Origin of the sequence: uncultured Rothia sp. (assembly GCF_916715725.1) — a bacterium.
Taxonomy (GTDB): Bacteria; Actinomycetota; Actinomycetes; order Actinomycetales; family Micrococcaceae; genus Rothia.
Genome location: NZ_CAKAPD010000018.1, coordinates 1 through 21,160 on the forward strand (window position 1 = coordinate 1; position 21,160 = coordinate 21,160).

General features: G+C 59.1%; 16 protein-coding genes and 1 tRNA gene. All 17 read right to left on the bottom strand.

Annotated features, from left to right (window positions below):
- Positions 1-48 precede the first annotated feature (48 nt).
- Positions 49-122: transfer RNA gene (locus tag QZ822_RS08495), tRNA-Leu, on the bottom strand.
- Between the two features lie 248 nt (positions 123-370).
- Positions 371-1,756: an NAD(P)/FAD-dependent oxidoreductase gene (locus QZ822_RS08500; protein WP_294643951.1), complete on the bottom strand. Its 1,386-nt coding sequence runs from the start codon at positions 1,754-1,756 to the stop codon at positions 371-373.
- A 469-nt stretch (positions 1,757-2,225) separates the two neighbouring features.
- On the bottom strand, positions 2,226-3,872 hold the full coding sequence (locus tag QZ822_RS08505; protein ID WP_294643952.1) for a S8 family serine peptidase: 1,647 nt from the start codon (positions 3,870-3,872) through the stop codon (positions 2,226-2,228).
- Between the two features lie 64 nt (positions 3,873-3,936).
- Positions 3,937-4,890 carry an exopolyphosphatase gene (locus QZ822_RS08510; protein WP_294643953.1) on the bottom strand — a complete coding sequence of 318 codons (954 nt, stop codon included), beginning with the start codon at positions 4,888-4,890 and terminating at the stop codon, positions 3,937-3,939.
- Positions 4,891-5,045: 155 nt separating this feature from the next.
- Positions 5,046-5,645 (bottom strand): DUF501 domain-containing protein, encoded by a 600-nt coding sequence (locus tag QZ822_RS08515; protein WP_294643954.1) that lies wholly within the window; start codon positions 5,643-5,645, stop codon positions 5,046-5,048.
- A gap of 84 nt (positions 5,646-5,729) precedes the next feature.
- Positions 5,730-6,374: a septum formation initiator family protein gene (locus QZ822_RS08520; protein ID WP_102033969.1), complete on the bottom strand. Its 645-nt coding sequence runs from the start codon at positions 6,372-6,374 to the stop codon at positions 5,730-5,732.
- Positions 6,375-6,474: 100 nt separating this feature from the next.
- On the bottom strand, positions 6,475-7,383 hold the full coding sequence (locus QZ822_RS08525) for a beta-1,6-N-acetylglucosaminyltransferase (RefSeq protein WP_049354986.1): 909 nt from the start codon (positions 7,381-7,383) through the stop codon (positions 6,475-6,477).
- A gap of 355 nt (positions 7,384-7,738) precedes the next feature.
- On the bottom strand, positions 7,739-9,019 hold the full coding sequence (gene eno / locus QZ822_RS08530; protein ID WP_049350039.1) for a phosphopyruvate hydratase: 1,281 nt from the start codon (positions 9,017-9,019) through the stop codon (positions 7,739-7,741).
- A 302-nt stretch (positions 9,020-9,321) separates the two neighbouring features.
- Complete coding sequence (locus tag QZ822_RS08535) at positions 9,322-10,125, bottom strand: macro domain-containing protein (RefSeq protein WP_294643959.1); 804 nt, start codon at positions 10,123-10,125, stop codon at positions 9,322-9,324.
- Positions 10,122-11,069 (bottom strand): Sir2 family NAD-dependent protein deacetylase, encoded by a 948-nt coding sequence (locus QZ822_RS08540; RefSeq protein WP_294643962.1) that lies wholly within the window; start codon positions 11,067-11,069, stop codon positions 10,122-10,124. The genes QZ822_RS08535 and QZ822_RS08540 overlap by 4 nt, the downstream gene beginning before the upstream one ends.
- 145 nt (positions 11,070-11,214) lie before the next feature.
- On the bottom strand, positions 11,215-11,961 hold the full coding sequence (locus tag QZ822_RS08545) for a MazG family protein (RefSeq protein ID WP_294643964.1): 747 nt from the start codon (positions 11,959-11,961) through the stop codon (positions 11,215-11,217).
- An 88-nt stretch (positions 11,962-12,049) separates the two neighbouring features.
- Positions 12,050-15,838 carry an ornithinee aminotransferase gene (locus tag QZ822_RS08550; protein ID WP_294643967.1) on the bottom strand — a complete coding sequence of 1,263 codons (3,789 nt, stop codon included), beginning with the start codon at positions 15,836-15,838 and terminating at the stop codon, positions 12,050-12,052.
- A gap of 248 nt (positions 15,839-16,086) precedes the next feature.
- Positions 16,087-17,337, bottom strand: coding sequence for an amidohydrolase (locus tag QZ822_RS08555; protein WP_294643968.1), 1,251 nt, complete (start codon positions 17,335-17,337; stop codon positions 16,087-16,089).
- A 241-nt stretch (positions 17,338-17,578) separates the two neighbouring features.
- On the bottom strand, positions 17,579-18,316 hold the full coding sequence (locus QZ822_RS08560) for a succinate dehydrogenase iron-sulfur subunit (RefSeq protein WP_230457270.1): 738 nt from the start codon (positions 18,314-18,316) through the stop codon (positions 17,579-17,581).
- Positions 18,317-18,368: 52 nt separating this feature from the next.
- Positions 18,369-20,132 (bottom strand): succinate dehydrogenase flavoprotein subunit, encoded by a 1,764-nt coding sequence (gene sdhA / locus QZ822_RS08565; protein WP_049346822.1) that lies wholly within the window; start codon positions 20,130-20,132, stop codon positions 18,369-18,371.
- 51 nt (positions 20,133-20,183) lie between these two features.
- Complete coding sequence (locus QZ822_RS08570) at positions 20,184-20,669, bottom strand: succinate dehydrogenase hydrophobic membrane anchor subunit (protein WP_294643970.1); 486 nt, start codon at positions 20,667-20,669, stop codon at positions 20,184-20,186.
- A 3-nt stretch (positions 20,670-20,672) separates the two neighbouring features.
- Positions 20,673-21,131, bottom strand: a complete 459-nt coding sequence (gene sdhC, locus QZ822_RS08575; RefSeq protein WP_005506819.1) for a succinate dehydrogenase, cytochrome b556 subunit — start codon at positions 21,129-21,131, stop codon at positions 20,673-20,675.
- Positions 21,132-21,160: the final 29 nt, after the last annotated feature.

Genomic DNA, 21,160 nt, shown 5'->3' on the forward strand with positions numbered 1-21,160 from the left:
CCCGTGGGGAGGAGCCGCCGCTTATCTATATCTCGAGTGTCTACGCAGTGCCCCCACTGGGACTCGAACCCAGAACACAAGGATTTTAAGTCCTCTGTCTCTGCCAATTGGACTATGGGGGCGCACCCCGCATAGTTCGGGGCACAAACACCTATTATTCCACGAAAACGCACCCGAATCTAAGCAGAAACACATTTCAAACGGTTCCCCGCGCTCAGCCACAGCAATTACCACGCAAAAGCACAGGTGGGCGGCTAAACCGAGCAGCTGGCGAACGTCCGGCCACAAAAACGGGCGGTGCAGAAGACCGAAGTCTTCCACACCGCCCATTGCTTTGCCTTCAGGGAATATACCCCTAGGTCAGGCTATTTTAGAGCTTTGCCTTCTGGCGTGCCGGTGCAGTACCGGTTGCTTCCTGGAATGCCAGGCGCGGGGAGCGCTGGTGGCGGATCGAGGAGGTGTCGCGACCGAAGATCTGGTTCAGAGCCCAGGTGGTCATAACGCGAACGGTACGCTCGGTGGTGGGGATTGCAGAGCCGTGGTAGCCGCGGTGCATGATCCATGCCAGCGGGCCGCCAATGGTCTTGCCCTTGAAGTTTGCAACGCCCTTCCACAGGCCCAGACCTGCCACAACACCAATGGTCTCGTGGTAGTAGTCGGTCAGGGGCTCGCCGCGGCGAGCAGCCAGCAGGTTCTTAGCCAGAACGACAGCCTGACGGGAAGCGTGCTGAGCGTTGGGGACGCAGAAGCCGCCCACGCCGCCGCCGGAGAGGTCCGGAACAGCTGCGTTGTCGCCTGCAGCCCATGCGCCCTCGACCACGCCGTCATCGCCGGTGACGCGCAGGTCTGCGCTCACGCGAACGCGGCCGCGCTCGTCAATCGGGAAGTCGGTGTTCTTCAGCATCGGGGATGCTGCCACACCTGCGGTCCAGATCAGGGTGTCGGTCTTGACCTCGCCTGCGGGGGACTTGTCAGCCATGTTGATCAGCTGCAGGTTGCCATCGGTTGCGTCGGAGAGGGAGGTGTTCAGCAGGATCTCGATGCCGCGTGCACGCAGCTCTGCGACGACCTTCTCTGCACGGTCTGCGGGGACCTCGGGCATGATGCGCGGTGCAGCCTCGACCATGACGAAGTGCAGGTCGGAAACGGAGAGACGCTCGTTGCGCTCGACAGCAACGCGTGCCATGTCCTCGAGCTCGGAGATGGTCTCAACGCCAGCAAAGCCACCACCAACGACAACGAAAGTCAGGGCGCGGCGGCGTGCCTCAGCATCGGTCAGCATGGATGCAACCTCGATGCGGTCCAGAACCCAGTTACGAACGGAGACTGCCTCTTCAATGGTCTTCAGACCGATAGCAACCTCTGCCAGGCCCGGAATCGGGAATGCACGGGTCACTGCGCCTGCGCCGAGTACGATCTCGTCGTACTTCAGCTCGAAGGGCTCACCGTTGTCGGTGGGCTCAACTACAGCGGTGCGGTTTGCGTGATCGATGGAGACAACGCGGCCGGGGATCAGCTCGGTGTCGCGCAGGTGCTGGCGCAGCGGCACAGTTGCGTTACGGCCTTCCATGGAACCTGCTGCAACCTCGGGGAGGAAGGGCTGGTAAGTCATGTAGGGGTTCGGCTCAACGATGGTGACGACGCCACCGGTCTCCTTGATAGCCTTCTGGATCTTCTTAGCAACGGTGAAGCCGACGTAGCCGCCACCGACAATCAGGACGCGAGGACGATCCTGTGCCACCTTAGTGAATGCCATTTTCTTACTTCCTAGTCTTCAGGTACCGAGGTTCGGTAGCCCCGGTAGGGTGGTATGTGCAACTTCCGGCTCGTTCCGAAAGCTCCCCTGACGTACAAACGGCCCGCTCTGGAAGTCCTTGCGTAACGCGAAGTGGCTAGCAGCACGAGCCTGTCTATCACATACCTGTTGCCTTCTATTTTACGCCTTTGTTTAGGTAATTTCGCACTTATGGTCCCTTTGAGCTCACCCTAAGTTAAAAGTTTTGAAGATATGAACAGGGTTCATCTCGTGATGCGGGTTACGGTCAAAATTACCCTTTCCGTTTTTTGCGCGGTACGTTCGATATTTTCGTTTCTTACTGCCTGTCCCGCGAGAAACCCCACCCCAAACAATAAAACCCGGGGCCAACTCAAAAGTCAGCCCCGGGCGAACAGATAAAGCTCCCGCACAGGAGAAAAACACAGGCAAACCCACACTAACGAGAACCCTAACGAGTCCCCTTTCGGACACCCTGCTGCGAGCCCGCAGAAACGCGACGCTTTCCACGATGAGCACCCGGATGATGCGCCGCCGCACGAACCATCCGCGCTGCCTCACCCGCACTCACATGCATCCTATGCAGACGATGCACCGAACCAGCCGTAATAATCGTCAGCCACAACGTCAAAGCCGCCAAAATCACCGGCGGCAACCAACCACGATCCTCCGGAGGGCGACGCGCATCCGGCGCAGCCGCCTTCACAATGCTCTCACCCTCCTCATGCACCGGAGCAGCATCACTCGGAGTCGGCTCACTCACCTGCTGCTTACGATGCACCGCAATCCACTCAGAAATCGAGCCCAGCGGATTTGCCGTCACCGTAGGCGCGGGCAAAGCCATCGCATCCTGCGGGTTAAACACACCGTAACCGTACAAAGGGTCACGGCCCGTCGCACCAGCGTCATCAGCCGAAGCAATCAAACGCTGAGCCAGCTGAGCCGCCGACTCCTTCGGATACTTCTGCTTCAACAACGCCGCAACGCCCGTCACCAGAGGGGCTGCCGCCGAAGAACCCGACCACAGCATGTACCCGTTACCGGGAGCCGCCGCAATCATATCCGTACTCGGAGCAACCACAGCAATCGAAATGCCCTGAGTCGACGAGCCCTCAGAAACCTGCTTATTCCGGTCAATACCACCCACCGTCAACACGCCAGGAATCGTCGCGGGAGCGCCCACCTGAGTCAGGCCGCTACCGCGGTTACCCGCAGCCGCCACAATCAGCACGCCCTTCTGCTCGGCGTAGGCAAAAGCCTCGTCCCAGCTCTGCGGCCAGCTCGTCTTATTCGAACCAATCGACATGTTGATAATCTGAGCCCCGTGGTCGACCGCATAACGCACCGCCGCCGGGATCTGCTCGTCGATGCTCTTACCGCCGGTCGTACCCATGTTCAGCGAAATCGGCAGAATCTTCGCGTCCGGTGCCACACCAATCATGCCGGTCGGCTTACCCGGCTGACCCGCAATCGCCGAATACCCCTGAGTATCGTGGCCGTGGCCGGCAATCAGCGAAGCGACCTCCGTGCCGTGCATCGGCTCAGCACCCAGGCCCTTCCACCCGTCCTCGCTACCCACGCCTGAGACATCGGTACCACGCAGCACGTTACCCTCAAGATCCGGGTGGGTACCGTCCACGCCCGTATCAATTACGGCAACCGTCACGCCCTTACCCGTAGCCTGCGACCACAGCGACGTAATGCCGTACTCCTTCAACCAGTACTCACGATGACGAACATCGTCACCACTAGCGGTATCCGCGCCCTGACTTGGAGTTGCCGAAGTCTTCGGCACCGCAGTACCCGACGGTGCAGGAGTCGCCGTCACCTCCCTCTTCGGGCTCGGCGAAGCAGAAGGAGTCGGGTCAGTCGCCCACGCGGCAGGAGCCAGCGGAGTCCACAACGGAAGAAGAGCCAACGCCGCACTAGCGCCCAGAGCGGCAAGAGCACGGGTGCGGCGAGGAGCGCCTTCGGCAGAAAACGCCGAGGCGCGAGAGGCGGATGCACGAGACGCAGAAGCGAAAGAGGGCGCAACAGACCAGCCGGTCAGGGACATACCTCGCCGATGCTCAGAACGAAGACGCTCAGAACGAACCATTAAAACTCCTCAAGCCGACCTCGCGCCGCGAACCACCATCGGTTTACGGCGCGAGAAATCAAGCCTACAGCTGGGACAGCGCGATACCGTCCAGAATGTCGTGCTCACTGACAGTCACCGAATCCACGGCACCATCAGTCATCTCATTCAGACGGGTCAAGATACGGGCGTAAATCGTCGCGCCAGCACCAATCACATCCACCCGGCCAGGGTGCATGTAGCCCAGTTCCTCACGCTCAGTGCGGTTCAGGGAAGCCAGCCAGCGAGAAGTCTTCTGAACGGTCTCAACGGAGAAGGTCTGCGCATTGATGGCCTCAGAATCATAGCGATCCAGGCCCAGGGCGGCCGCCGCAATCGTCGTCGCGGTACCAGCCACGGCCACCACGCGGCGGGCGTTCTGCAGGGGAACGGTCTTGCGTGCCACGTCAAGAGCTTCGTCGGTATCTGCCTCAACGCGCGCAATCTGCGATTCGGTCGCCGGCGCGTTCACCATGTGACGCTCGGTCAGGCGCACGCAGCCAATGTTGACGCTACGGGAAGCCTTCACGCCGGACTCGTCACCGAGCACGAACTCAGTCGAACCGCCGCCCAGGTCGAACACCAGGGTGTCGCCATCGCCGTAACCGACAGCACGCACCGCGCCAGCGAAGGACAGCGCAGCTTCCTCATCACCGCTGATGACCTCGGGCTCAATACCCAGAATCTCACGGATGCCGTCCACGAACACCTGACGGTTACCCGCATCGCGAGTCGCACTGGTCGCCACGAAACGCACCGAATCAGCGCCGTGCTCCTTCAGCAGCTGCGCATACTCACGAGCCGCCGCGAAGGTGCGGTCCAGCGCCTCCTGCGCCAGCCAGCCGGTCGCGTCCACGCCCTGCCCCAGACGCACAATGCGCATCTCACGCACCACGTCCTTCAGGACGGTCTTCTCGACCCCGTCCACCACCTCAGTAGTGGAATCAGCAATCAGCAGGCGAATAGAGTTCGTACCGCAGTCAATCGCTCCAACGCGCACGGTGGGTTCCTTTCAGGTCTTCAATACCAATCAGTGCCAAAAGGCAACGCGAGCGCCGCAGGCGAAAACTTTTCGCTTTTCGGCGCTCTTTCTTCTATCTATTATGCGCCCGCACCGTCCCTCACAGACGATGCGGGCGCACCAGAATCAATTATTTAGGCTTCTTCACGCCACGCCGGGTCGCAGGAGCATACCTCGGGGGTCCACCACTCGGCGATAGCGTCCAGACCGCGGTCACCCATCGGGTTCACGCCGCGACCCACCGACAGGGTGTGGCCGATGACAGCGTGCAGGCACTTCACGCGGGTGGGCATGCCGCCGGCAGAGATGCCGTCAATCTCCGGAACCTCTTCGGTACCGCTGATCAGGCGGATGCGCTCACGCTCAGCCAGGTAGTTCTCGTGCGCCGCAGCGTACTGTGCCGCCAGGTCGGTATCCTCAGCCAGCGAGTCGGTCATCTCGTACATCAGACCGCCCGCCTCCAGACGGGAAGCCGCAGCGGTAATCACCGGATGCGCCAGGTAGAACACGGTCGGGAAGGGGGTGCCGTTGCTCAGGCGCGGCGCGGTAGCAGCCACGAGCGGGTTACCGCACACGCAGCGTGCCGGAATCTCAACCACGTCGCGGACCTTACGGCCCAGCTGCGCGGAAAGGACGCGGATGTCCTGCTCGGTGGGGGTCAGGGTTTCAACAGTTACGCCGAAGCCGCCGGGGGTGCGTGCTTTCAGCTCTTCAATGGTGTTTTCGGTGCTCATAATCCTAAGTTCCTGGAACGAGGGGTCACCTCGTCCACTGATGCCGGGTGTCTGCACGGGCAGGGTTCCTGCCGGCAGCTGGGGCTAGTTCTTCTCGAGAGAATTCCAAACCTTGGTGGTCCAGGCTTCCTCGGGGGCGTTCTTCGCATTCGCAGAAGTGCCGTCCGCCTTCGTAGAGTCCTCGGTAATGCCAGTGACAACGTACGGGGTGTCACCGGGGTTCACATAGTAGAGGCGGCTACGTGCCTGCTGGCGAACATAGTTGTCGTCGTTCCACCAGGTCTGCTCCGCCTTCAGCTGCGCGTTCTCCTGCTGCAGCTGAGAAATGTGCGTGTTGATTCGCTTAATTTCCCGGTCCTGGTCAATGTAGGTGACCACCGGGTATGCGGTACCGAGCGCAATCACGCCCACCACAACAGCGGTCAAGAAGCTACGGCCGGAGAACATGTGAGCCGCCACGGGGGCGTCATATCCGCCCTCTTCACGGCCCTGCTGCGCCGCGGCGCGGCGGCGGGCACGTTCCTCACGACGAGCCTGCGCCTGACGTTCACGCTCAGGATGACGCTGGTTCAAACCCACGCCAAAGAAGAGGGCGCTGGCCTTCTTCATCAGGGAGGTGCCGGCTTCCTTCGCGGCTCCACGCGGTTCCTCGGAGGTGGTAGCGCCCTGAGCGGGTTCGGTGGAACTCGTAGAGTGCGACCGGGTCTGCTGGTTTGCTCGCTGGCTCATTGCTCTATCCTTCGTTCCTTCTGTACCGCTAAACGCTTCCTTCATATTCTACCGGGTTTGTAGCACCACTTTTCTTCACGGGTGAGGCAGAATCTGAGGATTATAGAATCTGTCGTTGACGCAGAATATCGAGCAAATCCTGCGATTTTTCAGCATCAACTTTTCGGATGAACCACTTGCCTGACGCATCAATCTTCTCAAGGTCACCGCTATGTAGAAGAGCAGGGTTCTCGCGTTCAGGATCCCAATCAATGTAATGGTGGTAAACCTTGTTCTCTTCCTTCATAGTTCCAGGAACAAGCTGACCATCAGTATCCCAGTTGGCAGCATGTTCCTTCGCAGAAGAATTCAGGAGAGCAGTAGCACCCCAAATCTCATCAGAAACGTGGGTTTTTCGCAAGAACTTCTGCATAGCCTTGCCCTGGTTGGAATCGAGGAATTTCACCATTGCCAGCGCTCCTTCACGAGAAACAACCCAAGAAGAAGAGCCACGGTAAAACTGCACCGGATACTTCATACGAGGCCGGCGAGAGTAGTATACGTCCCAAAGTTTCTGAACCAGGGAGTACATCTTATTGCCCAAACGTGCTTTCAAGTCATAGGAACGCGGGTACTTCAAAACAGTGTAGAACTGCGTACCCGGTGCCATTGCATAGAAGTTCATCCAGCATCGGTCACGGTTCTCTTCTCGGCTTAGGTACTCAATGTATTCAGTGAGTGGACGAGCCGGATAATCTTGGCCAGACAAGAAAATATAGTGATGAGCGTCGGGGAAGGTCTGCAGAGCCTCACGCAGCAGAACTTGCATAGCATGGGTTAGGGAATAACCTCCCCAGTTAACGTTAAACCGGCGGCTGACAAAATGAGCATCAGCAGTTTCAAATTCCTGCAAATTAGCTTTTTTATCGATAAAAGCGACTGTTTCTCCACCCGAGTTTTTAATGATTCGGGTGAGTTCAAGAAATTGCTGAGGTCGCGAATGGGCGAGGATCATAAAACATACAGTCATGACAGTCCTTTAAGAAATTGAGTGGAAAAATCTGGGTGTCCTATCAAGGCATAAAAATAAGGTCGCACCGTAACTATCTGTCATGAATCACATCACGATATAGTCAGGTACGACCCGAGTAGCCGAACAGAGAGCACCAGTTAGCTCATAGGTTTAAGTCGTCAATTGACGTCTTAAACCATTTGAAAGTATGAAGCGTGAGTGAGTATATACCCAAGATTATATGCCTCTAACAAGGAAAAACCGGGTCGACCCACAATACATGACGTGATGAATTACCTCACGATGTATCCGGATCGACCCGGCCTGTTCAGGGAAGTTCAACAGAACATCCCTTATAAGCTTTCAAGCGTCATTATGCCTTGAAGCGGGGGAAAGCGGACTTGCCAGCGTAAACAGCTGCATCGCCCAGCTCTTCCTCAATGCGCAGCAGCTGGTTGTACTTAGCAACGCGCTCGGAACGTGCGGGAGCACCGGTCTTGATCTGGCCAGCGTTGGTTGCAACAGCCAGGTCAGCAATGGTGACGTCCTCGGTCTCACCGGAACGGTGAGAAACCATGCAACGGTACTCGTGGCGCTGAGCCAGCTCCATTGCGTCCAGGGTCTCGGTCAGCGAACCAATCTGGTTCACCTTCACGAGCAGAGCGTTAGCAGCGCCCTCCTTGATACCGCGAGCCAGGCGCTCGGGGTTGGTCACGAACAGGTCGTCACCAACGATCTGGACCTTGTCACCAATCTGCTCGGTCAGGGTCTTGTAGCCCTCCCAGTCGTTCTCATCCAGGGGATCCTCGATGGAAACCAGGGGGTACTTTGCAACGAGGTCAGCGTAGTATGCGCTCATCTCAGCTGCGGACTTCTTCTGGCCCTCGAACTCGTATGCGCCGTCGTTGTAGAACTCGGAGGAAGCAACGTCCAGTGCCAGTGCAACCTGCTCGCCCGGCTTGTAGCCAGCCTTCTCGATTGCCTCAACAATCAGGTCCAGTGCAGCTGCGTTGGACTCCAGGTTGGGTGCGAAGCCACCCTCGTCGCCCAGGCCGGTTGCCAGGCCGCGGTCGTGCAGCACGGACTTCAGGGAGTGGTAAACCTCAACACCTGCGCGCAGAGCGTCAGAGTAGTTGTCGAAGCCGATGGGAGCAATCATGAACTCCTGGATGTCAACGTTGGAGTCTGCGTGAGAACCACCGTTGAGGATGTTCATCATGGGGACGGGTAGAACGTGAGCGTTCGGGCCGCCGAGGTACTTGTACAGGGGCAGGTCAGCGGACTCAGCAGCTGCCTTAGCAACAGCCAGGGAGACACCCAGGATTGCGTTTGCGCCCAGCTTGCCCTTGTTGTTGGTTGCATCCAGAGCAATCATGGCTGCGTCAACAGCGCGCTGGTCGGAAGCCTCAATGCCGATGACCTCTTCAGCGATTTCTTCGATAACAGACTTCACTGCACCCAGAACGCCCTTGCCCAGGTATACGGACTTGTCGCCATCGCGGCGCTCAACAGCCTCCCACTCACCGGTGGATGCGCCCGAGGGCACAGCTGCGCGTGCGAAAGCACCGTCTTCGAGCAGAACCTCAACCTCAACGGTCGGGTTGCCACGGGAATCCAGGATCTGGCGTGCGTGAACTGCGGTAATAACAGCCATGAATTGTTCTCCTTATGAGATGTCAAGGATGTGAACGGCTCACCCGGTAGTGGACAAGTCGCGTCCCCTAAATTCTAGCAAAACTCCCACACAAACACACTAGTTGCCACCGCTTTTTTATCGCCATAATGAAGGTCTCAATAACCCTTAGTCAGGCGCTACAAAGCGGAACAAGACCCACACTCCCCCACATTGGGAGAGTGTGGGTACCCGCCCAAAGCACAACATGAGCCCAAATACCGCGGTAGAACGCACAGGTAACCAGGCGAGAAATAAATCCCCATCCCGGCACCCCCTGTCCCCTACGACAACCCTAGAAGTTCCGTGTACAGTTGCTCATCACGTTCAGTGAACACATTGAAAACCACCGCGGGCACCATTTGATGCGCCGCGCGTGCCGCATCCAGCTCCTCACGGACCGTTTCCACGGCACAGCGAGCCGCTTCGTCCTGAGGGAACCGGAACTCGCCGGTACTAATGCAACACAAGGCAACAGAACGCATACCCTGCGCTATCGCAGCCCGAAGGCAAGAACGGTAGCAAGAAGCTAAAGCCTGCCGGTCGGCGTCCGTCAACTCCCCGGTAATAATCGGCCCGACCGTATGCAGCACATAGCGGCTCGGCAAACGATGCGCGTCAGTCACCATCACCGAGCCGGTCGGCTCCGGCATCGGACGTTGAGCGACCTCTCGGGCGCACTCAGCACGCAAACCAACCCCGGCAGCACGGTGAATCGCGTTATCAATGCAACGATGCTGCGGCACAAAACACCCCAGCAGACGTGAGTTCGCCGCATTCACAATGCCATCAACCCGCAGACGGGTAATATCTCCGCGCCACAGATACATTCCCGCATATTCACCCTCCGCTGCAGTAGCATCAGCCAAACTAGCTAGCGACGGCAACTGCGCCTCATATTCGGCGAATGCCGCCCCCTCCAAGGCGAGAAGCTCCTCCCCTGGTTCAGCTGGAACACGCACAGCGTTAAGGGAACCAATCAGCGTCCACAGCTGATGCGGGTCATCAGGCAGAGTTGGCAACACCTGACCGGAATTCTGCGCATACTCCTCCGCGAGAGCGAGAGCATAGCTTTTGAGGGCGTTCACGAGGCGACCTCCTCACCTTGAGCCTCTGCTACCGAGGTACCCTTCTTCGTCAGCAGGTCCCGTAGAACCTGGTGCATATCCTCAGCAAAAGATACGGTTCGTTCCTTGTTCTCTGCCATAGCCTCCGGATGGTCACGGTTCAGCCGCACAAGGGTTGCAGTCTCCAGCACATGCGTAATCCGTTCAAAGGGGAAACGAATCCAGACCGGGGTCATAAAACCAACCCCAAGTTCCAGAAGAAGAACCTTCTTACCCGGCATGGACTGCAGAACCTCTTCCCACCGCTTCTCCTGACGCTGACGAGCCGACGAATTCACAAAAGAACCGTCAACACGCAGGTGAGTGGTCAGAGGTGCACCGCATCGCGGACATACGGGCACCAGATTCGAAGGGATACGCAGATTCTCGTCCGTCTGCTCAACCATGGCACGGACCATCTCTTCGTTACTGTAGACCTCCTGACTACAGGGTCGAGAGCACTGGAAATCACCGTAATTGCCCTGCTGCTCAAAGATGCGCTCAGGATCAAAACCGGCCTTAGCAAAGAGAGAATCAACGTTAGTGGTCAGCACAAAATACTCTTTACCCGTCACCAGTTCACGCAACTGCTCGTACAGGGGAAGACTACCCGGTTCGTAGCGGTTCACAAGGATGTGCCGAGCCCAGTAGCCCCACTTCTCTTCCAAGGTTTTGAAGGGATAGAAACCAGCCGAGTACATATCGGTCATACCGTATTTCTGGATGTACGGGGCAAAGTTACGCGTGAAGCGCTCCCCACTGTAGGTGAGTCCGGCGGCGGTAGAGAAACCCGAACCGGCACCAATCACAACAAGGTCGGCTTCTTGAATAGCCTTGGCGGCACGCTCAATCGACTGAGAGTAGGCAGATTCAGCAGACATTCCGTGCATACTCTGCTGGGCTTTCGGGCTGGACGAGGTGGTCATTCTTCCTCCTGACAGGGCTTCCGGTCATTACTATCTTTTAGAAACTTAGTGATACTCAGATAGTAAAAGAGGGCCCCGCAGTCACTTCAACGTAACTACGGGACCCTCAAAAAGTAATTTGCCCCACAAAGAAGCTCAAGTGTGCCTAGAAGCTCGGCTCGTCATGAGTGTGCTGAGCAATGTAACGGCGAGTGTACGAACGCAGGGCACGCTCGGCATCCAGGCCGTTACGCTGGGCACGGCTCACCAGCGCAAACAGCAGCTCACCGAAATCCTCCTCAGTATGCATATAGCGCAGGTCGTCCTCCATGCTCGTAGGCTCCGGCGGCAGAATAATACCCGCCTTACGTGCCTTCACAGCAGTCTTCTCCGCCATAGCGAGCGCCGGCAGATGAGGAGGCACACCATCCAGCGCGCCGCGGTCGCTCTTCTCCTTCTTCTTCAGTGCATCCCACGCCACCTGCTGTTCAGCTGCGGTGCGGGGCGCCTCCAAAGAGTTCTCGGACTCAGCTGCGAACACGTCCGGGTGGCGCGAACGAAGCTTCTGCACCAGACCCTCAACCACCTGCACAATGTCGAAGCCCTGGGGGTTCGCCGCAGCAATATCGGAGTGGAATACCACCTGCAGCAGCACGTCGCCGAGCTCTTCACGTAGCAGCTGCATGTTCGGCTCGCCGCCGGTTTCTACCGCCTCGACAACCTCGTAGGCTTCCTCCACCAGGTAGCGGATTAGGGAGGCGTGGGTCTGCTCAGCGTCCCACGGGCAACCGCCCGGGGCTCGCAACAGCGCCATCGTCTCAACCAAGGTGCCAAAAGCTTCAGCCGCGCGGGCGGCGGTGTCCTGAACGTTCTGCGCCGCAGAAGTGTCAGGCGTATTAGGGGTATCAGTCATAACAATCTTCCTCATCGAAAAAATGACAAACATAGCACGCCGCGCCGACCCCCACACGGGGAGCCGGCGCGGCGCACCTTACAAGGGTTTAGAGGTTCCAGTGCGACAGGGCGCTCGTCATATGAGCCGGAATCTTCGAACCCAGACGCGGGAACATGCGCAGCTCCTCAACGTAACGTTCAACATCCAGCGGACGCGGGTAGGTGACAAACGCCTGCTCATTCGCATAATCGAATGCCGCCTGAACCGGCACGCCCGGAGTGAAGGTCAGGCTCATGGCCAGCGGCGAGCCCTCGCCCTCGCTGTACGAGTCGGTCTTCAGCGCCGGGATGTCCAGCAGGGTCTCGGGGATCAGCTCGAAGGTGCGGACCTGCTCCCAGAAGCCGTTGCGACGCACGTGAGTCAGAGCATCGTAGTAGGAACCGAGCGCACGCACGCGAATCAGCACGGTGGTTGCGTCCTTTGCGGTGCCGTTCTCGCCGAAGAGGTGCTCGACGACCGGTGCCAGACGCTGAGCGACCTGAGCCTCAGTCAGAACCAGGTTGCCGGTTGCCAGCTGAGTCTCCGAGGGAACCAGCGGGCTCTGCACCGCGGCGGAGGGGGTGTCCGGCTCAGCCACGATGGTGGGCAGCTGGTTGTGCTCGCTCAGAGCCGACGCAGAGATGCTGGAGGAAAGGCCCGCGGGGGCGGTCTCCGGCAGAGCGGCGGGTGCAGCAGGGGCAGCCTGAGCGGCGGTCTCGGATGCAGGCGCAACCGCTGCGGGAGCCTCAGCACCCTTCTCAGCAGTTTCTTCCTTCGCCTCAGATGCCTTTGCTTCGGTTGCCTTCGCAGCGGCGCCGGCGGTACCCACAGCGGCAGCTGCGGCAAGAGCACCTGCCAGGCCGGGAGCGACAGATGCGCTCTCAGCGACGGGCTCAGCGTCTTCCAGGGCAGGTGCCTCAGTGTGCGCTTCAGCGGAAGTAGCGGAGGTCTCCTGCTCGGGCAACAGTTCAGAGTCATCCAGGAACGCGGGCAGGGCGGGCTCTTCAGCCTTCTCTGCGACCGGTTCTTCAGCGGGTTCCTCAACAGACTGGGTACGATCCAGGGTGAAGGACTCAGCAACCACGGGGGCGGCAGCCTTCGACTCCTCCACAGCGGGCGCTTCCTCAGCCGGAGTTTCCTCAGCAACTGCGGCAGTTTCCTCAGCGGCAGGAACTTCTTCCTCAGCGTCCAGCTTCTTCTGAGCGTTGGCAACGATGGCAGCCAGGGCGGCTTCCATATCTTCGCCGGTCTCTACAGAGTCCTCGGCAGATACCTCGGATGCCTCAGCGGCAGATTCTTCAGCATGCTCGGTTTCGGGCTCTACGGTAGCGGCACCGAAGACCGGGTCGTTCTCGTAATCGTGCTCGAACTCAGCTTCAACCGGCGCAAACTCAGCCTGAGCAGGCTCGTCAGAAGCTTCGACAGATTCCTCTACGTCTTTCTTCTCCTGAGCGGAGGCGACAGCAGCACCAGCCGCTACGGTACCGGCCGCAGCAAGACCGGCGGCAGGCAGCAGACCCGAAGAAGTAGCCTCATCAGCAGTTTCAGCAACGGGCTCTTCAGCGGCTTCAACAGCGGCCTCAGCCTCGTTAGCCGCCTGCTTCTGAGCAAGCTCAGCCTCCAGCTCACGCTCGATAGCCTCACGCTCAGCATCAACCGAGTCAACGCGCTGAACAGAAGCTTCCTGAGTCTCCTCCTGCGAGGTAGCCTCAGCAGCCTCAGCGGTTGCAACGGGCTTAGCCTCGACAGCAGCGCCCTCCAGCAGGAAGCTCTCACGGGTGGTCTCGCCGTCCACCATACCCAGGTACGATGCGTGAACCTCCAGGCCGTCACCCAGACGCGGGTTCAGGGAGACCGCCGCACGGTTCCAGGTTGCGCCAGCCTGCTGAGCCTCGGTGTACAGTGCCGCCACGGGCGCAAACCAGTCAACACCAGGCACCACAATGCCGGTTTCAACCTCACGGCCGCGGTGCAGCAGACGGTAGTGCATGTCCTCATCTACCTGGCGCAGTTCCAGGCTCATGGTGCCCGAACCGCGGGTACGCATGAGCTCCGCCAGGCTGTAGAGAGCGCGCTGCTTGGGGAGAGCGGGCAGGGTTGCCGCGCCCTCGGCGGGCTCGCTCAGGACGATGGACTCGGCAACCAGCTCAGCCTCGTCTTCGCTAATCTTCTGCTCAGCTTCCTTCAACTCTGCAGCGGGCTCTTCACGAGCGGAAGCCTCCTGCTTCTCCGCTTCCTTCTTGTCGATGGCCTCTGCGGTCAGGGCGACCCCCTGAGAGGTGCCCTTCTCAGCCTTCTCCTCAGCCTTTTCAGCCTTTGCGGCGGAGGCAACAGCAGCGGCAGCAGCCACGGGTGCAGCAACAGCGGCAAGAGCAGGAGCTACAGAGGAGCTCTCGGCGGGCGCATCGTCCTCAGAGTCGGTGTCTTCAGTTTCCTCAGATGCAGAGTCCTCAACCTTGGTTTCGGCTGCTACCGGCTCGGAGGTTACCTTGTCAGTCTCTTCAACAGCGCTTTCTTCAACAGCGGAAGCGTCAAAGATCAGCTCTGCGGTGTTCTCTTCTTCAGCGTCGAAGTCCTCAGCCTCGAGCGTTTCAGAGACGGACGCTTCGTGCTTCTCCTCAACGGATACAGCGGAGAGCAACTCGGTCTCATCAGAGACCGCGTCTTCTTCCTCAGTAAGTTCAGATGCCAGCAGTTCGGGTGCCTCAACGACGGCCTCAATCGGCTCTTCCTCACCAGCGGCAACAGGCTCTGCAGCCTCTTCTACGCTTGCGGTAAGGTCAATGGTCTCTTCGGCTTCGAAGTCTTCAGAAACCTCAGCAACAGGTGCGGGTGCCTCAGAGGCCTCAGCGTCTTCGACAGATTCAGCAGACTCTGCTTCCTCGGCAGCTACCTCATCAGCAGGAGCTTCTTCAGCGATTACCTCATCGGAGGCGACCTCGCCAAAGGTCTCCTCTTCGCTATCGAGGGTGATGCCCAGGCGTGCCGCATAGGCTGCCGCCAGGTCGTCCAGACCGGTGTTCTGTGCCTCGGTGACGGCGGCGCGGGTACGGGCAGCCTTCATGTCTTCTACGGTCAGGGACTCCTCAGCATCAGCGGGAGCATCCTCAGATGCAGGCTCAGATACAGAATGAACATTCTCCGACTTGTTGTCGGTGGCTTCTTCTACAGATGCTTCGACGACCTCATGTTCTTCGCTGTCTTCTGCCTCGCCTACAGTCTCCTCAGCGACCTCAGCGGCAGTATCTTCGGTGTTCTGGGCACGCACAGCACGCAGGTGCTCCTCAAACTGGGAACGCGCGTCCTCAGCGGCATCCTTAGGTTCCTCAGCCTCTACAGATGCGTCCTCGGCTTCAGTCTCTTCGTCATCACGCAGGAATGCGGGGGTAGCGGGCTTAGCTGCCTCAGCAACCGGGGCGACTTCTTCTTTAACGTCCTGGACCTCAGTAATCTGCTCGGTCTCAACAGGCTCCTCAGAATCCTGGGGGAAAGCGCCAAGCGCCGCCAGCAGGCTACGGCGCTCCTGCTCCTCCGCCTGTTCCTCGGTCAGCTCCTCAGCAGCGGAAGATTCTTCAACCTTCTCATCGCCGTGCAGGAGGGCACGCTTGAGATCCTCAACAGCGCGGTGCTCCTCGCTCTGCTCTTCGTCGTGGTTCTGGTGGCGTGCGCTCTCAGACTTCACGAAGCGGCGCAGGGAGTCCTCCCACTGCTGCTGTTCCATAATCTTCTGGCTCAGTCGTGCATTCTTGGGAGCGTCTTCGCTTGTCTGTTCTTTCTGAGCCTTGGCAGTTTCGGCGCTCTGTTCTTCGCGCGACTGTTCATCCAACTTCTTCTTGCCGATTCCAAAGAAGCTCATTGGGTGTCCTCCTCCGGCGTGCGCCGTGTGATGATGCGCTATCTCCTTCATCCCCCGAGGGGGTGTGGGCACGGGGTCGGGAACATAACGCAAATGTCCTCATAATCCTTTTAATTCTATCGCGTGCATAGAGTTTCACCCCGTCACTCAGTAAGAGGTGACGGGGTGAAACTTATACAGCTTTCATGGTTTGATGAGGCGATATGGTCACATCTTCAAACCCGGTTTATAAGCTTTCGAGAAGCTCTTTAGCGTGCCTCATCGCGGATGGGGTTCGCAGCCTTCGCTGCCTTCGCCAGCTCAAAACGGACGGCGCGCAGGGCGGTTGCCGCCATGACGCGCACACCAATGCCGATTGCCTGCTCGCTCGGGGCGTAATCGCCCTGGTGCAGATCGTAGGTGGGGTCGCCGGGGGCGCGGGTACCCAGGCGGAACATGGAGCCGGGAACTTCCTGCAGCATCCATGCGAAGTCTTCGCCGCCCATGGATTGCTCGACCAGCACGATGGAGTCCTCGCCCAGCTCAGCGCGAGCCGCGTTCTCCAGCATGGTGGTTTCCAGATCGGTGTTCACGACCGGGGGCACGCCGCGGATGTGCTCCACTCGCGCCTTCACGCCGAAGGGTACGGCAACCTGCTCGATGACTTCATCCAGCAGGTTGCCCGCCTGGCGCCACACCTCAACGTCCAGGCAGCGCATGGTGCCTGCCAGGTAGCCCTCGGCGGGGATAGCGTTGGGAGCAACGCCAGCACTGACCTGACCCCATGCCACCAGCACGCCTGAACGCACGTCGGTGCGGCGGGTCAGTACGGCGGGAACCTGCACAGCAATCTGACTCATCGCGTAGATGAGGTCCTCAGTCAGGTGCGGGCGAGAGGTGTGGCCACCGTGACCGCTCAGGTGAATCTTCACGGTGTCGGAGGCGCTAGTAATCGCACCGATGCGGGTACCAATCTGGCCCAGGTCCACCTTCGGGTCGCAGTGCAGGGCAAAGGCACGCGGGATGTCCTTCAGCAGACCCTGCGAAATCATCTGCACCGCGCCACCGGGAAGCTGCTCCTCGGCGGGCTGGAAGAGAATACGGACGCTACGACCCAGCGGGGTCTTCTCGTTCAGTTCGTGCAGTGCCAGAGCCACGCCGAGCATGACGGTCTGGTGAATATCGTGGCCGCAGGCATGCATCACACCGGGCACGGTGGAGGCGTAGGGCAGGTCGGTCTGCTCAACAATGGGCAGAGCGTCAATATCGGCGCGCAGAGCCAGGGCGAAGGGGCCGCTTCCAATGTCGACGTAGCAGCCGGTTCCTTCGCAAGCGACCGGGTTCATGCCGGCTTCTCGCAGTCGATTCATGAGGCGCTCAGTGGTCGCCACCTCACGGAAGGAAAGCTCCGGGTTAGCGTGCACTTCGCGGCGGAACTGCACGAGGGTACCCATCATGCGCTCCACCCAGTCATCAAAGACGGGGGTGGACAAATCGTAGCGAGAATTAGCAAAAACCATACACAGTAGAATAACGCCGCACACCGAGGTTTACCTACCTACTCCCCCTTTCTGACAGCCCTCGAGAATATCTATGACTTTATGACAGATTGTGAAGAGTTTTTGTGTGCCCCGGAGCCCCGAAAATGCTCTACTCAGCCTTTTCAGCCGGGCCTTTTCTGTCAAACAATTCAAGCCGCCACCCGGTGTGGGTGACGGCTTGAATCGTCAATGCTGTATCAGCTGATACCGCGTGCTCAGATTAGAGCGAGCGGCTCAGGATTGCCTGCTTCACCTCAGCAATAGCCTTGGTGATCTGGATGCCACGGGGGCAAGCCTCGGTGCAGTTGAAGGTGGTACGGCAACGCCATACGCCTTCCTTATCGTTGAGGATCTCCAGACGCAGGTCGCCTGCATCGTCGCGCGAGTCGAAGATGAAGCGGTGCGCGTTCACGATAGCGGAGGGACCGAAGTACTGACCGTCGGTCCAGAAGACCGGGCAGGACGAGGTACATGCTGCACAGAGGATGCACTTGGTGGTGTCATCGAAACGTGCACGGTCCTCAATGGTCTGCAGGCGCTCACGCTCAGGCTCGTTCGAGTCGTTGATGAAGAACGGCATGATTTCGCGGTATGCCTGGAAGAAGGGCTCCATGTCAACGATGAGGTCCTTTTCGCAGGGCAGACCCTTGATGGGCTCAACGGTAATCGGCTTGGACAGGTCAAGGTCCTTCAGCAGGGTCTTGCAAGCCAGGCGGTTACGGCCGTTGATGCGCATTGCGTCCGAGCCACAGATACCGTGTGCACAGGAGCGGCGGAAGGAGACGGAGCCGTCTACTTCCCACTTGATCTTGTGCAGGGCATCGAGCACGCGGTCGGTGCGGTACATGGTCAGCGGGAATTCGTCCCAGTATGCCTCGGAGGAAACTTCCGGGTTGTAGCGGCGAATCTTGATGACCACATCGTACGTGGGGATGGAATCGGAGTCGCCGCCGGTCATACCCTCAAACAGCTTGACGGATTCCGGTTCGGGGAGTTCGTTTTCAGCCATTTTAGTACTTACGCTCCTTCGGCTCGTAGCGGGTGTAGACAACGGGCTTGGTTTCGAATCGCAGGCCCTTGACACCCTCAAACTCGGATTCGGGGTCGAGGTAGACCATCGAGTGCTTCATGAAGTTGACGTCGTCACGCTTGGGGAAGTCCTCGCGGTAGTGACCACCACGGGATTCCTTACGGTGCAGCGCGCCAACGGACATGACCTTTGCCAGCTCAATCAGGAAGCCGAGCTCGACAGCCTCGAGCAGGTCGAGGTTGAAGCGCTTGCCCTTGTCCTGGATGGAGATGTTCTTGTAACGCTCTTCCAGTTCAGCAATGGTTGCCAGTGCTGCGCGGATGGTCTCGTCGGTACGGAACACCTGCATGTCAGCTTCCATAGCCTTCTGCAGGTCTGCGCGGATAGCGCCGACCTTCTCGGTGCCCTTGCCTTCGAGGATGCCGTTGAGCATGTTCAGAACGCGATCTGCTGCGTCGTCCGGAACGGGTACGAACTCAGCAGATGCTGCGTACTCTGCAGCCTTGCGGCCTGCACGCTTACCGAACACGTTGATGTCCAGCAGGGAGTTGGTGCCCAGACGGTTTGCACCGTGGACGGACACACAAGCGACCTCACCAGCTGCGTAGAGGCCGGGGATGGTCTCCTTGCTGTTGTGGTAGACCTCGGTCTCGTTGTTGGTGGGGATACCGCCCATTGCGTAGTGCGCGGTGGGGAACACCGGGATGGGCTGGTGGTGCGGTTCCACTGCCAGGTAGGTACGAGCGAACTCGGTAATATCGGGCAGCTTCTCGTCGATGTGGGAGGGCTCCAGGTGGGTCAGGTCCAGCAGCACGTAGTCCTTGTGGGGACCGCAACCGCGGCCTTCGCGCACCTCGTTTGCCATTGCACGTGCCACGATATCGCGGGGTGCAAGGTCCTTAATGGTGGGTGCGTAGCGCTCCATGAAGCGCTCACCGTCAGCGTTACGGAGAATACCGCCTTCACCACGAGCACCCTCGGTGACGAGAATGCCCAGGCCAGCCAGGCCGGTCGGGTGGAACTGAACGAATTCCATGTCCTCCAGGGGCAGGCCTGCGCGCAGTGCGATAGCCATGCCGTCACCGGTGAGGGTGTGCGCGTTGGAGGTGGTCTTGAAGATCTTGCCACAACCGCCGGATGCGAAGATCACGGACTTAGCCTGGAAGACGTGAACCTCGCCGGTTGCCAGGTCGTAGGAGACGACGCCGGCGGGGCGGGGCTTGCCCTCTTCGTCCTTGACCAGGATTAGGTCGAGAACGTAGAACTCGTTGTAGAACTCCACATTGTGGCGAACGCAGTTCTGGTAGAGGGTCTGCAGAATCATGTGGCCGGTACGGTCAGCTGCGTAGCATGCACGGCGCACAGCGGCCTTACCGTGGTCACGGGTGTGGCCACCGAAGCGGCGCTGGTCGATGCGGCCTTCGGGGGTTCGGTTGAAGGGAAGACCCATCTTTTCCAGGTCGAGCACAGCGTCGATAGCTTCCTTAGCCATGATTTCTGCTGCGTCCTGGTCAACCAGGTAGTCGCCACCCTTGACGGTGTCAAAGGTGTGCCACTCCCAGTTGTCCTCTTCAACGTTAGCCAGAGCGGCGCACATGCCACCCTGTGCCGCACCGGTGTGGGAGCGGGTGGGGTATAGCTTGGTCAGTACCGCGGTGCGAACTCGCTGACCGGCCTCAATGGCGGCACGCATACCTGCGCCGCCGGCACCGACGATCACTACATCGTACTTATGTACCTGCATGATGTTCTTTCTGTGTTTTAGATGTTTTCGTTTGTCTCGGATACGTCGCCGTTAGCGTGCCGAGCAGAAGCTGGGAAGCAGATTAGCCGCTGCGCCCGAGGGGCAGGGGTCGAATGCGAAGATGGTGAGGGTACCAACCAGCAGGACGAATGCGCATGCTGCGAAGAGGATGACCTTCAGCCAAACGCGCAGGCGGTCCTTCTCTGCGTAGTCATCGATGATGACGCGGATACCGTTAGCACCGTGCAACATAGCCAGCCAGAGCAGCAGCAGGTCCCAGACCTGCCAGAAGGGGTTCGCCCACTTGCCGCCCACGAAGCCGAAGTCGATGGCGTGGATGCCGTCGCCGACCATGAGGTTGGAGAACAGGTGACCGAAAATCAGCACGACGAGTACGACGCCGGACAGGCGCATACCCAGCCAAGCGAACATCTCAAAGTTGTTGCGCTTGGAGGAGGAGCGGTTGTACTTCACACCGTCGATGCGGTTGTCACGCAGACGGGGTACATAGGTGCGGGGCTTAAGCGGAGTAGCCATAGTTTAGTGACCTCCCATGTGCGAGAAAACGATCGGCAGGTGACGTGCTGCGAAGCCAGCAACGGTGATTGCCCAGAGGAAAAGCACAACCCAGAGAATCTTGATGTGCGTGTAAGTTGCCTTCTGGCTGATTTCGACGTTGCCGTCCTTGTTCTTCGCCTGGATGTGCTCCACGTGTGAGTTGGTTGCCTTACCCCAGAAGTCAATGAGGATAATGCGGATACCGTTGAACGCGTGGTAGACGATGGCGGCGACAAGCGCGGTCTCACCCAGACCCATGATGGGGTTCTTGTACAGGCTCAGTACGCCGTTGTAGGCCTCCGGGGAGATACGCACGACGGCAGTATCCAGGATGTGTACAAGAAGGAAGAAGAAAATCGCGATACCGGTAATGCGATGAGCAACCCAGGACCACATGCCCCAGCGGCCGCGGTAGAGGGTTCCTTTAGAACCATTCAACACTGAATAACCTCCTGCTGCGACGGCGAGCT

Bases quoted from the DNA above. Each gene is read 5' to 3' on its own strand.
- QZ822_RS08550 (WP_294643967.1), bottom strand. From the start codon at position 15,838: ATGAGCTTCTTTGGAATCGGCAAGAAGAAGTTGGATGAACAGTCGCGC.
- QZ822_RS08560 (WP_230457270.1), bottom strand. From the start codon at position 18,316: ATGACCGGCGGCGACTCCGATTCCATCCCCACGTACGATGTGGTCATC.
- QZ822_RS08525 (WP_049354986.1), bottom strand. From the start codon at position 7,383: ATGACTGTATGTTTTATGATCCTCGCCCATTCGCGACCTCAGCAATTT.
- QZ822_RS08540 (WP_294643962.1), bottom strand. From the start codon at position 11,069: ATGACCACCTCGTCCAGCCCGAAAGCCCAGCAGAGTATGCACGGAATG.
- QZ822_RS08520 (WP_102033969.1), bottom strand. From the start codon at position 6,374: ATGAGCCAGCGAGCAAACCAGCAGACCCGGTCGCACTCTACGAGTTCC.
- QZ822_RS08515 (WP_294643954.1), bottom strand. From the start codon at position 5,645: ATGAGCACCGAAAACACCATTGAAGAGCTGAAAGCACGCACCCCCGGC.
- sdhA (WP_049346822.1), bottom strand. From the start codon at position 20,132: ATGCAGGTACATAAGTACGATGTAGTGATCGTCGGTGCCGGCGGCGCA.
- eno (WP_049350039.1), bottom strand. From the start codon at position 9,019: ATGGCTGTTATTACCGCAGTTCACGCACGCCAGATCCTGGATTCCCGT.
- QZ822_RS08570 (WP_294643970.1), bottom strand. From the start codon at position 20,669: ATGGCTACTCCGCTTAAGCCCCGCACCTATGTACCCCGTCTGCGTGAC.
- QZ822_RS08500 (WP_294643951.1), bottom strand. From the start codon at position 1,756: ATGGCATTCACTAAGGTGGCACAGGATCGTCCTCGCGTCCTGATTGTC.
- QZ822_RS08555 (WP_294643968.1), bottom strand. From the start codon at position 17,337: ATGGTTTTTGCTAATTCTCGCTACGATTTGTCCACCCCCGTCTTTGAT.
- QZ822_RS08505 (WP_294643952.1), bottom strand. From the start codon at position 3,872: ATGGTTCGTTCTGAGCGTCTTCGTTCTGAGCATCGGCGAGGTATGTCC.
- QZ822_RS08545 (WP_294643964.1), bottom strand. From the start codon at position 11,961: ATGACTGATACCCCTAATACGCCTGACACTTCTGCGGCGCAGAACGTT.